The sequence below is a fragment of the Bradyrhizobium sp. 154 genome (genome assembly GCF_023073875.1).
In the GTDB taxonomy this organism is placed as follows: Bacteria; Pseudomonadota; Alphaproteobacteria; order Rhizobiales; family Xanthobacteraceae; genus Bradyrhizobium.
In genome coordinates this window covers 226,880-240,005 of record NZ_JADPKG010000101.1, presented here as the reverse complement: position 1 = coordinate 240,005, position 13,126 = coordinate 226,880, and the positions used below count along the sequence as shown (strand labels likewise).

Annotated in this window: 14 protein-coding genes; 7 read left to right on the top strand and 7 right to left on the bottom strand. The window is 65.8% G+C overall.

The window, feature by feature from the left end; translation table 11 throughout:
- Nucleotides 1–304: 304 nt before the first annotated feature.
- Together IVA92_RS23835 and IVA92_RS23830 are read right to left on the bottom strand one after the other, a co-directional pair.
- Nucleotides 305–1,216, bottom strand: a complete 912-nt coding sequence (locus IVA92_RS23835; protein WP_247277531.1) for a hypothetical protein — start codon at nt 1,214–1,216, stop codon at nt 305–307.
- A gap of 258 nt (nt 1,217–1,474) precedes the next feature.
- Nucleotides 1,475–1,894 carry a nuclear transport factor 2 family protein gene (locus tag IVA92_RS23830; RefSeq protein WP_247277530.1) on the bottom strand — a complete coding sequence of 140 codons (420 nt, stop codon included), beginning with the start codon at nt 1,892–1,894 and terminating at the stop codon, nt 1,475–1,477.
- A gap of 320 nt (nt 1,895–2,214) precedes the next feature.
- Between IVA92_RS23830 and IVA92_RS23825 the strand changes: the two genes are divergently transcribed.
- The gene (locus tag IVA92_RS23825; protein ID WP_247277529.1) at nt 2,215–2,601 is read left to right on the top strand and encodes a hypothetical protein; all 387 of its coding nucleotides are present in this window, start codon (nt 2,215–2,217) and stop codon (nt 2,599–2,601) included.
- Nucleotides 2,602–2,686: 85 nt separating this feature from the next.
- Here the strand turns inward: IVA92_RS23825 and uvrB are convergent, their stop codons facing one another.
- The 4 genes from uvrB to IVA92_RS23805 all read right to left on the bottom strand — a co-directional run bounded on the left by uvrB (nt 2,687) and on the right by IVA92_RS23805 (nt 7,276).
- Nucleotides 2,687–5,665, bottom strand: coding sequence for an excinuclease ABC subunit UvrB (gene uvrB / locus IVA92_RS23820; protein ID WP_247277528.1), 2,979 nt, complete (start codon nt 5,663–5,665; stop codon nt 2,687–2,689).
- A 92-nt stretch (nt 5,666–5,757) separates the two neighbouring features.
- Nucleotides 5,758–5,985 carry a hypothetical protein gene (locus IVA92_RS23815; protein WP_247277527.1) on the bottom strand — a complete coding sequence of 76 codons (228 nt, stop codon included), beginning with the start codon at nt 5,983–5,985 and terminating at the stop codon, nt 5,758–5,760.
- Nucleotides 5,986–6,032: 47 nt separating this feature from the next.
- Complete coding sequence (locus IVA92_RS23810) at nt 6,033–6,257, bottom strand: hypothetical protein (protein ID WP_247277526.1); 225 nt, start codon at nt 6,255–6,257, stop codon at nt 6,033–6,035.
- A gap of 104 nt (nt 6,258–6,361) precedes the next feature.
- Nucleotides 6,362–7,276, bottom strand: a complete 915-nt coding sequence (locus IVA92_RS23805) for a LysR substrate-binding domain-containing protein (RefSeq protein WP_247277525.1) — start codon at nt 7,274–7,276, stop codon at nt 6,362–6,364.
- Nucleotides 7,277–7,470: 194 nt separating this feature from the next.
- On the opposite strand from IVA92_RS23805, the gene IVA92_RS23800 reads away from it, so the two are divergent.
- The 3 genes from IVA92_RS23800 (at nt 7,471) to IVA92_RS23790 (ending at nt 9,332) form a co-directional block, all read left to right on the top strand.
- Nucleotides 7,471–8,250: a sulfite exporter TauE/SafE family protein gene (locus IVA92_RS23800; protein ID WP_247277524.1), complete on the top strand. Its 780-nt coding sequence runs from the start codon at nt 7,471–7,473 to the stop codon at nt 8,248–8,250.
- The gene (locus IVA92_RS23795; protein ID WP_247277523.1) at nt 8,247–8,477 is read left to right on the top strand and encodes a hypothetical protein; all 231 of its coding nucleotides are present in this window, start codon (nt 8,247–8,249) and stop codon (nt 8,475–8,477) included. Before IVA92_RS23800 ends, IVA92_RS23795 begins: the two co-directional genes overlap by 4 nt.
- A 156-nt stretch (nt 8,478–8,633) precedes the next feature.
- Nucleotides 8,634–9,332 (top strand): glutathione S-transferase family protein, encoded by a 699-nt coding sequence (locus IVA92_RS23790; RefSeq protein WP_247277522.1) that lies wholly within the window; start codon nt 8,634–8,636, stop codon nt 9,330–9,332.
- Nucleotides 9,333–9,494: 162 nt separating this feature from the next.
- Here IVA92_RS23790 and IVA92_RS23785 read toward each other — a convergent pair whose 3' ends face one another.
- A complete protein-coding gene (locus IVA92_RS23785) occupies nt 9,495–9,692 on the bottom strand; it encodes a cysteine-rich CWC family protein (RefSeq protein ID WP_247277521.1) in 198 nt (65 codons plus the stop codon).
- 114 nt (nt 9,693–9,806) lie between these two features.
- Between IVA92_RS23785 and IVA92_RS23780 the strand changes: the two genes are divergently transcribed.
- The 3 genes from IVA92_RS23780 to IVA92_RS23770 all read left to right on the top strand — a co-directional run bounded on the left by IVA92_RS23780 (nt 9,807) and on the right by IVA92_RS23770 (nt 13,031).
- A complete protein-coding gene (locus IVA92_RS23780; protein WP_247534453.1) occupies nt 9,807–11,363 on the top strand; it encodes a DUF1800 family protein in 1,557 nt (518 codons plus the stop codon).
- Nucleotides 11,360–12,583, top strand: a complete 1,224-nt coding sequence (locus tag IVA92_RS23775; RefSeq protein WP_247277519.1) for a DUF1501 domain-containing protein — start codon at nt 11,360–11,362, stop codon at nt 12,581–12,583. The genes IVA92_RS23780 and IVA92_RS23775 overlap by 4 nt, the downstream gene beginning before the upstream one ends.
- Nucleotides 12,584–12,707: 124 nt before the next feature.
- Entirely contained in the window at nt 12,708–13,031 is a 324-nt protein-coding gene (locus tag IVA92_RS23770) for an antibiotic biosynthesis monooxygenase (protein ID WP_247277752.1), read from the top strand.
- Nucleotides 13,032–13,126 lie beyond the last annotated feature (95 nt).

Sequence of the window (13,126 nt, the reverse complement as noted above, 5' to 3'; positions counted from 1 at the left end):
CGCGTTGAGCGCGGCGCGAGTGTCCCCCGCACGACGACGTCTATTTTGGCGACTAGGGCGTCCGATTTTGACCGCAAATGGGCCGAGATGCGGCAAGGGCGGACCATTCGGGGGTTTTGCCGTGGCGTATGGTTAGGAGAATGTGAATAGGGAACCGCGACGGCAAGCCATCCCCTCATGGTGAGGAGCGCGCCCTTCGCGCGGGTCTCGAACCATGCAGGCCCCGCTGTAGCAGCGAGCCCTCGATCCTTCGAGACGCGCTCCTTCGGAGCGCCCTCAGGATGAGGGGAAGTGGCGGCTCGCCCTACCAGCTCTTCTTGAAACCGGCCGTCAGGCTCTTGTTGATCGCGCCTTGCGAGGTCTCGCCGACCGAGCCTGAGACGGTGACATTGTCGAACAGCTTTTGCTCGGCACCGAACTTGCGCAGCCATTTGTCGTCGGTGGTCGACAGCGTCTGGCCGGCGGTAATGCTGGTGCCGGTGTCGGTGAGGGTGATCTTGGCGGTCTGATCGGTCTCGTAATTTCGCATGACGTGGCCGCCGATGCCGGGGACGGCGGTCGTGCCCTGCTGGTTGACGCTGTAGCCGTTCTGGAGCGTCAGCGAGGTGTCGCCCGACAGCGGCACCGACTTGGTCAACGAGGCGCCGATCTTGCTGTGTTCGGTGCCGGGATCGACCCGGGCTTCCACCGCGGTCTTGTCCCAGATCGAGCCCGCGCCCGGCGCTGTCGCCGCCGCCCAGGCGCTGCCGGAGGATTGCGGTAGGCTGCCGCCATTGGCGGCCTTCTGCGCCAGCAACTCGGACATCGTCCGCGGCTCGCTCGTCACCGTCATGTCGGCGCCGATCCGCGTGTCCCAGAACGAGAACACCGATTGCTTCACCGTCACCGCCGAGGAGCCGTTTGCATTTGGATTCGACGACCAGGCCAGGCCGTCCTTGGCCGCGGTCTGGGCGCGCTTCTTGGCGGCCATGGGGTCAATGCCGGTGCCGGCATCGACCGCGAGCTGGCTCCAGTCGAGCTTGTCGACGTCGATGCCTTTGAGCACGTCGGGGTCATTGACGTCGGGGGCCTGCGCCGCCTCGGTCTCGGCCTCATCGTCAGGCGCGATCGTCGCGGATGGAATGATCTGTGCCGAGACCGTCAGCACGGAGCCCAGAATGAATGCGGCCGCCAGCAACGGCAGCCTGGTCCGGCCAAACCCTGTCGAGAATTCCATCGTCCTGCCCGCGAACCCCAGCGCACGCTTTCCAACAATATATATCGGCCTTCGGCCGTGCGCCATTCCGCGCGACAGATGCTGATCCATCGTCACGAAATTGTGGCGGCTCGCCTCGCATAACGAACCAACGGGCCGCGCGAAAGGCGCGCGCCCGACGACGAGCTGTGACACGACCGCATCCGGCGGGGCTGGAAGCCAGGGCGTCATGTGAGCGTCGTCATCGGTCCCGAACAGCGGGACCCGTTGGCGTCCCCCTCAGCCGGCGCGGCTCATCTTCGGCAGATGAATGGCGCGGCCGAGTGCCTGCTCGACCAGGTCGAACGTATCGATCAGTACCCGCATGCTGGTGAGCTTTCCCGCCCTGAACTGGGCGAACTGCTTGTTGGAATCGAGCGCCGTCAGCGAATAGCGCAGCATCGAGGCGGCTGAATCAACGCCGAGCATGATGCTCTCGCGGTCGAAGCGGCGAACGTGGAAATTGTCGGCGAGCTGGCGGATGACGTCGAGCACGGCGTCCTTGCCCTGGCGCGCGCCAAGGAACGGAAACATGTCGATCGGGCCGTACAGGGCCCACTCGACGTCCTCGTCGATCAGGGCCTCGATATCCCTGAACTGCCGGTCGTTGATCGCGCCATGCAACGCGCGCGAGAAACGCCAGAGGCTGTGCTCTGTCATTTGGGCTGTCCTGAAGCTGGCTGCAAAAAAAACGGAAAACAACCCATGCACAGTAAGGTGCCGGGGCTCAGCTCGTTCGTGTACAAATAACTACGGGATTTCGGCCAAAACGCAATTCACGTTTTCGCAATGCACCATTGAATGCGATTTGTGAGATTTGCAATAGAGTCCCGCAATTTCCCGGTGCTTGCCGGTTAGATTCCTCGGATCGCGGACGCCCCCTTCAGCGGACAACAGCGGGGAAGGGCCGCGTGACCCGTCTCACATCACCTCTCCACCATCGCGCCTAACGTCATCCCATGTCATCAGGGAGACGTGTCATGGCCGCCATCGCCACCGTCAGAAAGTCCCGCCTGCACAACGCGGTCGAAGGGCTCGCGCTGACCGCGACGCTGCAGAGCTTCCCGACCTTCGCCGCCGCCGCTTTCCTGCTCAAACTCGTCGGCGACCACGACCTCGTCGGCGACCCCGGCGTCGCCATCTTCGTCGCTGTCGCCTCGCTCGCCCACGCGCTGCTCGCGGTGACCTTCGGCCCGAGCTTCCCGGCCTTTTTCAAGACCGTCTACGAGCCAAAATTCTTCGAGGCCCATCTGACGCTCGCCGGCAAGATCACGGCATGGCGCACCCAGCCGGTCGCCTCGCTCCAGCTCGTGACCATCGTGCTGCTGCTGTCGGTAATGGCGGTGGTGACGGCGAGCGTCGGGTGAGGAGCGGGCTATCCCTCTCGTCATTCCGGGGCCCGCAAACCGGCGAGCCCGGAATCCACTGCGATCAGCGGCGCGGATGCGCCGCCTACCTCTTCTTCCACCCGCCCCGTCGCCCCGGCATCCCGCCTGTCGATTTCGGCGCCGGCCCGAACTCCGGTCCCGACTGCCGCGAGTCGGTTGGCTGGATGATCCGGCTGGTGCTGCCGAACGGCTTTGACGGCAGGCTCGGGCTTTCGCGATAGGGCAGCGATTCCGGGCCGTGCATCTCGTCGAGATGCGGCTTGTGCACGCGGGAGCCTTTGCCGCTGCCGGCCTTGAGCGCCGTTACGGCGCTCTTGTTCTTCATGGCACTGACCGGCAAGTTCGCAGCATCGCCGTACTTCTTCGTGCCCGCATAAGCGCCGGCCTTGCCCTGCACGGTGCGCTGCTTCGCGGTAGGGTCGTCGACCACGGCGAGCTCGGTGGCGCGCAGGCGCTTGACTTCGTCGCGCAGACGCGCGGCTTCCTCGAAGTTCAAATCGGCGGCGGCCTCGCGCATCCTTGTTTCGAGATCGGCAAGCACGGCTTCGAAGTTGTGGCCGATCGAGATGACGTCATCGGTCATGTCGTGGCCGCCAACCTCGACCAGCACGTGGTCGCGCTCGTAGACGGAGTTGAGGATGTCGCCGATCTGCTTCTTCACGCTCTCCGGCGTGATGCCGTTGGCAGTATTGTACTCGACCTGTTTTTCGCGGCGGCGGTTGGTCTCGGCGATGGCACGCTCCATCGAACCGGTCATCTGGTCGGCGTAGAGGATCACCTTGCCGTCGACATTGCGCGCGGCGCGGCCGATGGTCTGGATCAGCGAGGTCTCGCTGCGCAGAAAACCTTCCTTGTCGGCGTCGAGAATCGCGACCAGCGCGCATTCGGGGATGTCGAGGCCTTCGCGCAAGAGGTTGATGCCGACCAGCGCGTCGAACGCACCGAGGCGGAGATCCCGGATGATCTCGATGCGCTCGATGGTGTCGATGTCGGAATGCATGTAGCGGACTCGGATGCCCTGCTCGTGCAGATATTCGGTGAGGTCCTCCGCCATGCGCTTGGTCAGCACGGTGATCAGCGAGCGATAGCCGGCCTGCGCGGTGGCGCGGACCTCGCCGACGAGATCGTCCACTTGCGTGCGGGCGGGGCGGATGTCGACGGGAGGATCGATCAGACCTGTGGGGCGGATCACCTGCTCGACGAACACGCCGCCGCTCTCGTTCAGCTCCCAGCCGCCCGGCGTCGCCGACACCGCGATGGTCTGCGGCCGCATCATGTCCCACTCCTCGAAGCGCAAGGGGCGGTTGTCCATGCAGGAGGGCAGGCGGAAGCCGTATTCGGCCAGCGTCGCCTTGCGACGGAAGTCGCCGCGGAACATGGCGCCGATCTGCGGGATGGTGACGTGGCTCTCGTCGGCGAAGATCAGCGCGTTGTCGGGCACGTATTCGAACAGCGTCGGCGGCGGCTCGCCGGGGCGGCGCCCAGTGAGATAGCGCGAATAGTTCTCGATGCCGGCGCAGCTTCCGGTCGCCTCCATCATCTCGAGGTCGAAGGTGGTGCGCTGCTCCAGCCGCTGCGCTTCGAGCAGGCGGCCCTGATCGTGGAGCTGGTCGAGCCGTTGCTTCAATTCTGATTTGATCGACTTGATCGCCTGCACCAGCGTCGGCCGCGGCGTCACATAGTGCGAGTTGGCATACATCTTGATGAACTCGAGCTCGTCCTGCTTGTGGCCGGTGAGCGGATCGAACTCCTCGATGCTCTCGATGGTGTCGCCGAACAGGTTCACGCGCCAGGCGCGGTCCTCATAGTGCGCGGGGAAGATGTCGATGACGTCGCCGCGGACACGGAAGGTGCCGCGGGTGAAATCGGCCTGGGTGCGCTTGTACTGGAGCGCGACGAGATCGGCGATGAGCTGGCGCTGGTCGATGCGCTCGCCCTTCTTCAGCGCGAAGGTCATCGCGGTGTAGGTCTCGACCGACCCGATACCGTAGATGCAGGACACCGAGGCGACGATGATGACGTCGTCGCGTTCGAGCAGCGCGCGCGTCGCTGAGTGGCGCATGCGGTCGATCTGCTCGTTGATCGAGGAATCCTTCTCGATATAGGTGTCGGTGCGTGGGACGTAGGCTTCCGGCTGGTAATAGTCGTAGTAGCTGACGAAGTACTCGACCGCGTTGTCAGGGAAGAAATTCTTGAACTCGCCATAGAGCTGGGCGGCGAGGGTCTTGTTCGGGGCCAGGATCAGGGCGGGGCGCTGCGTCGCCTCGATCACTTTGGCCATGGTGTAGGTCTTGCCCGAGCCGGTGACGCCCAGCAGCACCTGCGAACGGTCGTTGCGATTGATGCCCTCGACCAGCTCGGCGATCGCAGTCGGCTGGTCGCCCTTGGGCTCATAGGCCGACTTGATCTCGAAGCGCACGCCGCCCTCGGACTTTTCCGGGCGCGGTGGCCGGTGCGGCGTCCAAATCCGCATCGAGCCGTCGTCCTTGCGGAATTCCGGGCGGCCCTCGCGGATCAGCGATTCCAACGCATCCGCGGTGGCCTTGACGCCCAGCGCCTCCATTTTTGAGCGCGGCGGCCGCGCCAGCGCCTCGGCATCGTCTTCTTCTGTTGGCAGCCCGAGCTGCCGCGCCAGTTCCGGATCGAGTGTCGGGATCGTGGCCGAGGTTCCGTAATTGGCCTGCGGCGCCTCGTCGAAGCCTTCGGTGGGTGCGCGCGCTCCAGCCGGCTGCGGATTGGTACGCAGCGGCATCGGCTTTGTAATGTTCTTGGCCGTATCCTGCGGAAACTCCTTCGGCGTCGAGGCGCGCGCGCGATGCGCGGCGGCCTCGCCCCCGGCACGGCGATCGCGCGAATTGTCCGGCGGCGGCTGGAGCCCGGTGCCCGATCCCAGGCCCGCATCGCCGCGATTGATCGCAGGATTGAGCAGTTCGGCCAGCGCCGGCCCGATCGGCTGCACATCGGGGCGATGCGCCTTCGAGTTCGGAGCCTTGGTCTTCGGGGATTTGCCAGATTTTTCGGAGGATGCAGGTTTCTTCGCCATAGGGCGAATATGGGACGAGTCCGCCTCTCAGGAAAGAGCGAATGCCCGCCGCTATGCAGCCTGCTGACAGCAGGTTGGCAGCAGGCTTGGCGTCACCCCGCCGGCAGCGGCCCCTCGTCATCCTCAGCCGCGATATTCGGCTCAAGGATGTCTAGATGGATGCCGCCGCAATCGGTGCAGCGCATGGTCCAGTACTCGCATCCAGCGCGACCGCCGATCACACGGAGCACCATGAGATCGCCGTCGCATTCCGGGTAGTTGGACAGCACGGCGCGCGCATAGATCCGCGGCCGCACTGAGCCGATTTCGGTGATAGACATGACCGGTTCCCCCTTGCGGCGCCCCGCCGCTGGTCCGCCCGCGGACGCTATTCGTCGTCGCTGTCGGCCCGGCGGCGGAAGCGATCGATGTGTTGCTTGGCATCGGCAATCGCGGCGTCGCGGTCGGGCCAGGCGAGGCCGACTTCCATGGCGGGAAACAGCACGCCGTCGATTGCAAGCGGGCTGAAATCGGAGCGCCGGATGCGGGCGTGCCACAGTCCTTTTCCAGCTTCGAAGGATTCGATGTCAAAGCCGTCGTAGAGGGTCGTCATTCTTGTCGGTCCCACGTTTTTTTGTCAGAGGGTCAGGGGACCACATTTGCGAATCCCGGGATGTGAAGCCGTTCACAAGCCGCGAGGCTTTTTTGCCGAGCGCGTCAGTTCCGCGCCGCAGCACGACCGAGTCGCCGCGCCGGACGCGCCGGTTCCGACGCCGCGCGCATGATCCAGCGGCGAAACGCGGCGAAGTCGCGTTGCTCGGTCTGGAAGCTGCGATAGAGCAGGTACCAGCGCATGCCTTTGGGCACCGAGAGATCGAACGGCGCCACCAGCCGTCCGGCGGCGAGATCGTCGTCAATATAGGGTCGAATGCCCATGGCAACGCCGAGTCCGTCCGCGGCGGCCTGCAGCGCCTGACCGTAGAACTGGAACTCGGGCCCGCGCGCGTTGATGCGCGCCAGGTTCGCGGCCTTGAGCCAGAGCGGCCAGTCCTCCGGCGAATGCGCGACGCGGATCAGGCTCGGTCCCCTGAGATCCGCCGGCCGCTTCAGGCCGCTCGCAAGGCGCGGCACGCAGACCGGCGTGAGGTCGCCCGCGAACAGCGGCTCGGCGACGAGGCCGGGCCAGTCGCCGGTGCCGAGCTTGATGCCGCAGCTCCAGTCCTCGCCGAACGGCACCGAGGCGCCGCCGGTGGTGAAGCGCACCTCGATGTCGGGCTCCTCGCTGCGAAACTCCGACAGGCGCGGGATCAGCCAGCGCATCGCAAAGGTGTGGCCGACGCCGATGGTGAGCACGCGCACGCTGGAGGGCGCCGTCACCTGCGCGGTGAGGCGCGCCAGCGCATCGAAGATCGGCGTCAGCCCGCTTTGATAGGCGCGGCCGGCCTGCGTCAGCACGAGCTTGTTGGCCTTGCGCTCGAACAGCGCGAGGCCGAGGCGCTCCTCCAGCAGATGCACCATGCGGCTGACGGCAGCGGCCGACACGTTCAGCTCGAGCCCGGCCGCGGCAAAGCTGCCGGTCCGCGCCGCCGCCTCGAATGCCTTGATGCCGTTGAGAAACAGCAGCCGCCGCAAATGCCCGACCCTCAGGAAAGCTGATGCCAGGCCAAGATAACTCAGTTTGCACGTGGGGGGCAAGCGAGGCACAAGAACGAGTGTAATTCTAAGTTGATTTCGGGCAGCCGCAGCGCTCTTCGCTTCTCGCCGCAAGCGAGGCGAGGCAGCGCCAGCAGCCTGCGTCCCTTACCTATGTTGAGGAGAATCCTTTCGTGGCGCCCATCGTGATCGCTGCCCTTGGCATGCTGATGGTCGCCACCGCGTTCCTGTCCGGGCTGTTCGGCATGGCGGGCGGGCTGATCCTGATCGGCGTGTTGCTGGCATTGATGCCGCTGCCGGCGGCCATGGTGCTGCATGCGATCACGCAGATGGCCTCGAACGGCTGGCGTGCGTTTTTGTGGCGCGCGCATATCCGCTGGCGCCCGGTCGCGAACTATCTCGCCGGCTGCGCGATCGCGCTCGCGGCCTGGTCGCTCACGCGCTACGTTCCGGACAAGCCGGTCGCGCTGCTGCTGCTCGGTATCACGCCGTTCATGGCGCGGCTGCTGCCGTCAAACATCAAGCCCAACCCCGACAGCGTCTGGCAGGGCTCGGTCTACGGCTCGATCTGCATGGGCTTGATGCTGATGACCGGCGTCTCCGGCCCGCTGCTCGACACCTTCTTCCTCGGCGGCGATTTCGGCCGGCGCGAGAAGGTGGCGACCAAGGCGATGTGCCAGCTGGTCAGCCATTTCACCAAGCTGGTCTATTTCGGCGGCATCATCGACCAGGCGGCGAGCCTCGATCCCGTCCTCGCCGGCGTCGCGATCGCAGCATCGATGCTCGGCACCACACTGGCGCGCCGCATCCTTGAAGCCATGACCGACCAGCAATTCGTAGCCTGGTCGAACAAGCTGATCACCACCATCGCCTGCTACTACATCGCCTATGGCGGCTGGCTCCTGCTGCGTACGGAGGTCGCGGTCGCCTTCGACAAGGGAGGTTTGCGATGAGCGAGACCGCCGATCCGCTGGTGCTGGATTTCGTCGAATGGGTCGCACGCGAGCCGCGCGCCTATGCCGAGGTGATCGCGACCTGGAAGACCTCGTGCCCGCGCCTTACCATCTGGGAAGACGCCACTGAGCGCGGCTATGTCGCGCGGAAGATGGTGCCGGGAATCGGGCTGATCATCGCAGTGACGGAAGGCGGCGAGAAGCTGCTGCGGACGAACCGGCGGTGATGCGCACTTCCGTCTCGACATCGCCATTGCGAGCGTAAGCGAAGCAATTCAGAATGTCTCTGCCGCGCAGCCTGGATTGCTTCGCGGAGCCTGTCATCGGGTCGCGCTTCGCGCGGCACCGTTGGCTCGCCATGACGGAGCAAGCGGAGGCCTCTCATGTCACTCAAACTCTACGAACTCGTCGGCACCGACGCAGCGCGCCCGTTCAGCCCGTATTGCTGGCGCACGCGGATGGCGCTCGCGCATAAGGAGCTGACGGCGGAATCGCTGCCCTGGCGCTTCACCGAGAAGAGCGCGCTTGCGCCGCATGGCTCCGAGAAAGTCCCGGTGCTGCTGCATCACGGCAAGCCCGTGGTCGATTCGTGGACCATCGCGAATTATCTCGAAGACAGTTTTCCGGATCGTGCATCGTTGTTCGGCGGCGAGGGCGGTCGCGCGATGGCGCGCATGATCAATACCTTCGGCGACATCGCCATCGTCGGCGGCATCTTTCCGTTGATCGTCGCCGACATCCCGAAGAACCTCGCCGAGGTCGACGCCGCCTATTTCCGCCAGTCGCGCGAGGCACGCTTCGGCGGCAAGTCGCTGGAACAGGTCATGGCCAGCCGCGACACCGGCGTGATCGCGTTCCGCAAGTCGCTGGAGGTGATGCGGCAGACATTGAAGAAGCAGCCCTATCTGGGCGGCGCCGCTCCCAACTACGCCGACTATATCGTGTTCGGCGGTTTTCAATGGGCGCGGGTGGTGAGCCCGTTCAAGCTTCTGGAAGCCGATGATCCGGTTTATGCGTGGCGGGAAAAATTGCTCGACGCGTTCGACGGCATGGCGCGCAGGTCGCCGGGATTCGCGGTGTAGGGTAGGCTCCCTCCATCGTCGTCCTGGCGACGCCAGGGCCCATCTCGCGTGATCTATCGATCGTTTGCGGTACGGTACCGAACGGGGAATTTTCGTGGCGTGCTCGCCGGGGTAATGGGTCCTCCCGGCTCACGACACGGAAAACGTGGTCGGCTCTCGTGCCTAACGAGCAGCACTCGCCGCCGCCTGCCGCAAACATGCCCGGCACAAACAATCCTCGCCCTCGACTGGCATTGGCAGTCTTGCCGTCTCCTCCGCGCACCAGCAGCTGCCCGAGAGGTCGCAGCCAAACTCGGCGCCGCAGCGGGAGCAGGCGAGGCGCCGGGATTCTGGCAACGCAGATTCTTGCTGATTTGTCATGATTTACGTCGAAGCTAGGCCGTCATTTTCATGTCGGGTTCATTGGCCGCTGCGGTATATTATGCCTTGCGCACGGACTCGGAAAGCGGCTCCCGGCGCGCGAAGGACAGACCGATGGCCCGTGATTCGCAAGCCGCCCTCGTTGCGCTCAACCGCTTCGGCTTCGGCGGCGGCGGCGGCGCGTCCGGCGATCTCATCGATGCCGCCTCCGACCCGCGCGGTTTCGTCAAGGCAGAGCTCGCGCGTCCCAATGGCGTGCTGCTGGAAGCGCCGGGTCTGCAATCGACGCCGCAGCTCGGGCAGGCGGTGTTCGCCTATCAGGACGAGGTCAAGCAGGCGCGCGAGGCCGCCAAGGCCACGGCGGCCGCTGAAACGCCGACACAAGCGTCTGCCGATCAGAAGCCCGCCCTGCGCCGCAATCTCTCGCTGAACGCAGCCGCAAGCGAGGTCGCCGGCCAGATGGCGGATGCGAGACCAGCGGACAACGCGGCGAAGCCGGAGGCCATGCAGCCCAGCCCCGGCGCGCCGCCCGCCGCAAAGCCCGCGCCGCAGCCGCTCAACGTCATCCAGAAGACATTTCGCGCCGAGGCGCTGGCGCGGTTGCAGCGGGCCACCCTCGTCGAGTGCGGCTTCACCGAGCGACTCGTCGTGTTCTGGTCCAACCATTTCTGCATCTCCGCGAGCAAGGGCGAGCTGGCGCGGATCTGGGCCGGCGCGTTCGAGCGCGAGGCGATCAGGCCGCACGTACTCGGGCGTTTCGCCGACATGCTCAAGGCGGTCGAGCAGCATCCGGCGATGCTGTTCTTTCTCGATAACCAGCAATCGCTCGGACCGGATTCGCGTGCGGGGCAAAACCGCAAGCGCGGGCTGAACGAGAATCTGGCGCGCGAGATCATGGAGCTGCATACGCTCAGCGTCGGCGGCGGCTACACGCAGGACGATGTCACCTCGCTCGCGCGCATCATCACGGGCTGGACCTTCGCCGGCCGCCAGGGGCAGCTGGGGGCGCCCGGCTCCTTCGTGTTCAACGTCAATGCGCATCAGCCGGGGCCGCAGATCCTGCTCGGCAAGACCTACGGCCAGGCGGGCCTCGCGCAAGGCGAGGCCGCGCTCGCCGACCTCGCGCGCCATCCCTCGACCGCGAATTTCATCGCCACCAAGTTCGTCCGCCACTTCGTTGCCGATGATCCGCCGCCGTCTCTCGTTGCGCGGTTGCGCGACATCTTCGTCAAGACCGATGGCGACCTCAAGGCGCTTGCCATGGCGCTGGTCGATTCCGACGAAGCGTGGAAAGCGCCGCTGACCAAGATGCGCTCGCCTTACGATTTCCTGGTCGCGAGCGGCCGGCTGCTCGCGCGCGTGCCGGAAGATCCGAGCCGTTATCTCAATGGCCTCAACCTGCTCGGGCAACCGCTATGGTCGCCGGCCGGGCCCAACGGCTTTCCCGACACCAATGCAGCCTGGGCCGCACCCGAGGGCATGAAGCTCAGGCTCGATATCGCGGCGCAAATCGGCTCGCGGCTCGGCAACACCATCGATCCGCTCGACCTGCTGGAATTCGCCGCAGCCGATGCGGCCTCCATCGAGACGCGACGAACCATCGAGCGCGCGGAGTCGCGGCAGCAGGCGCTGGCGCTGCTGCTGATGTCGCCGGAAATGCAGCGGAGATGACGATGATCGACTGCGTCGAGAACCGGCTCCTCGCCTCGCGCCGCGGGCTCCTGCTCGGCGGCGCCTCTTTCGCGGCCTGGGCCTACCTGCCGAAATTCGCACGCGGCGCCGACGGGCACGATCCGCGCCTGGTCGTGGTGATCCTGCGCGGCGCGCTCGACGGGCTTTCGACCGTTGCCCCGATCGGCGACCCCGATTACGCCGGCCTGCACGGCTCGATCGCGCTCACGGCTGACGGCGCACACCCCGCGACCATGCTCGATAGCTTCTTTGCGCTGCATCCCGCCATGCCGGAGTTCGCACGCATGTACCGCGACAAGCACGCCGCGGTGATCCACGCCGTTGCAACACCGTATCGCGATCGCTCGCATTTCGACGGCCAGGACGTGCTCGAAAGCGGCTATGCCGGCCCGGGCCGGGTGCAGTCCGGTTGGCTCAATCGCGCGCTGGAAGTGCTACCGCGCGGCGAGCGGGTATCGAGCGGCCTCGCTGTCGGCCCGACCACGCCGCTGGTGCTGCGCGGCAATGCGCCGACCGTCGGCTGGGCGCCGGTCGCGCTGCCGCAGGCCGACGACGACACTGCAATGCGCCTCGTCGAGCTCTACCGCCATCGCGATCCCGTGCTGGCGACGGCCTTGGCGCAAGGCCTTCAGCTCGACAAGGCCGCAAGCGGCGACGACATGAAGCCGAAGGGCGGCAACGCAGCCGCGCAGATGCGCCAGGTGGCGCACGGCGCGGCAAGATTGATGGCGGCCGACGATGGTCCGCGCATCGCGGCGCTCGCCTTCGACGGCTGGGACACACACGCCAATGAAGGCGGGCCTGTGGGGCGTCTCGCCTTCCTGCTCGGCGGCCTCGACGGCGCGCTCGCCGAATTCGAAAGCGGGCTCGGCGAACGCTGGCGCGACGCGGTGGTCGTCGTCGCCACCGAGTTCGGCCGCACCGCGCGCATCAACGGCACTGACGGCACCGATCACGGCACGGGAACGATGGCGCTGCTCGCCGGCGGCGCGGTGAAGGCCGGCCGCGTCATCGCCGATTGGCCCGGCCTCAAGCTTGCCAACCTCCACGAAGGGCGCGACCTCAAGCCGACTACCGATCTGCGCTCCGTGATCAAGGGCGTGCTGCAAGGACAATTTGGCCTGTCCGATCGCGTGCTGGCGGAGACGGTGTTTCCAGACAGCGCCGCCGCAAAGCCGATGAAGGGGCTGGTGGCGTAATAACAGCCCGTCATTTCCGGGGCGCGTAGCGCGAACCCGGAATCGCAAAATGGATACCGGGCCCGCGCCTTGCCGCGCGCCCCGCAATGACGCGATAATGATGCGACATCAGGAGATCACCGCAATGTACATCGCCATGAACCGGTTCCGCGTCGCCAAGGGCTCCGAGGCCGCTTTCGAGCAGGTCTGGCTCACGCGCGACACTCATCTGGACACGGTGCCGGGCTTCGTCGAATTCCATCTGTTGAAGGGCCCCGAGCTCGAAGACCATACGCTCTACGCCTCGCACACGGTGTGGGCGAATTACGCGGCGTTCGAGGCGTGGACCAAGTCGGAGGCATTTCGCGCGGCGCATCACCGGGCTGGCGACAACAAGCCGCTCTATCTCGGCCATCCCCAGTTCGAAGGTTTTGAGGTGATGCAGACGGTCGGGCGCGGCGCGAAGTGACTGCCATAAAAAATGCGGCCCCTGTCAGACGCGGCGACTGACGGGGACCGCTTGGGGCGCTTGATCGGTGACGGGGGGCCTGACCAGACGCAGGT

Bases quoted from the DNA above. Each gene is read 5' to 3' on its own strand.
- IVA92_RS23835 (WP_247277531.1), bottom strand. From the start codon at position 1,216: ATGGAATTCTCGACAGGGTTTGGCCGGACCAGGCTGCCGTTGCTGGCG.
- IVA92_RS23830 (WP_247277530.1), bottom strand. From the start codon at position 1,894: ATGACAGAGCACAGCCTCTGGCGTTTCTCGCGCGCGTTGCATGGCGCG.
- IVA92_RS23825 (WP_247277529.1), top strand. From the start codon at position 2,215: ATGGCCGCCATCGCCACCGTCAGAAAGTCCCGCCTGCACAACGCGGTC.
- uvrB (WP_247277528.1), bottom strand. From the start codon at position 5,665: ATGGCGAAGAAACCTGCATCCTCCGAAAAATCTGGCAAATCCCCGAAG.
- IVA92_RS23815 (WP_247277527.1), bottom strand. From the start codon at position 5,985: ATGTCTATCACCGAAATCGGCTCAGTGCGGCCGCGGATCTATGCGCGC.
- IVA92_RS23810 (WP_247277526.1), bottom strand. From the start codon at position 6,257: ATGACGACCCTCTACGACGGCTTTGACATCGAATCCTTCGAAGCTGGA.
- IVA92_RS23795 (WP_247277523.1), top strand. From the start codon at position 8,247: ATGAGCGAGACCGCCGATCCGCTGGTGCTGGATTTCGTCGAATGGGTC.
- IVA92_RS23790 (WP_247277522.1), top strand. From the start codon at position 8,634: ATGTCACTCAAACTCTACGAACTCGTCGGCACCGACGCAGCGCGCCCG.
- IVA92_RS23785 (WP_247277521.1), bottom strand. From the start codon at position 9,692: ATGACAAATCAGCAAGAATCTGCGTTGCCAGAATCCCGGCGCCTCGCC.
- IVA92_RS23780 (WP_247534453.1), top strand. From the start codon at position 9,807: ATGGCCCGTGATTCGCAAGCCGCCCTCGTTGCGCTCAACCGCTTCGGC.
- IVA92_RS23775 (WP_247277519.1), top strand. From the start codon at position 11,360: ATGACGATGATCGACTGCGTCGAGAACCGGCTCCTCGCCTCGCGCCGC.
- IVA92_RS23770 (WP_247277752.1), top strand. From the start codon at position 12,708: ATGTACATCGCCATGAACCGGTTCCGCGTCGCCAAGGGCTCCGAGGCC.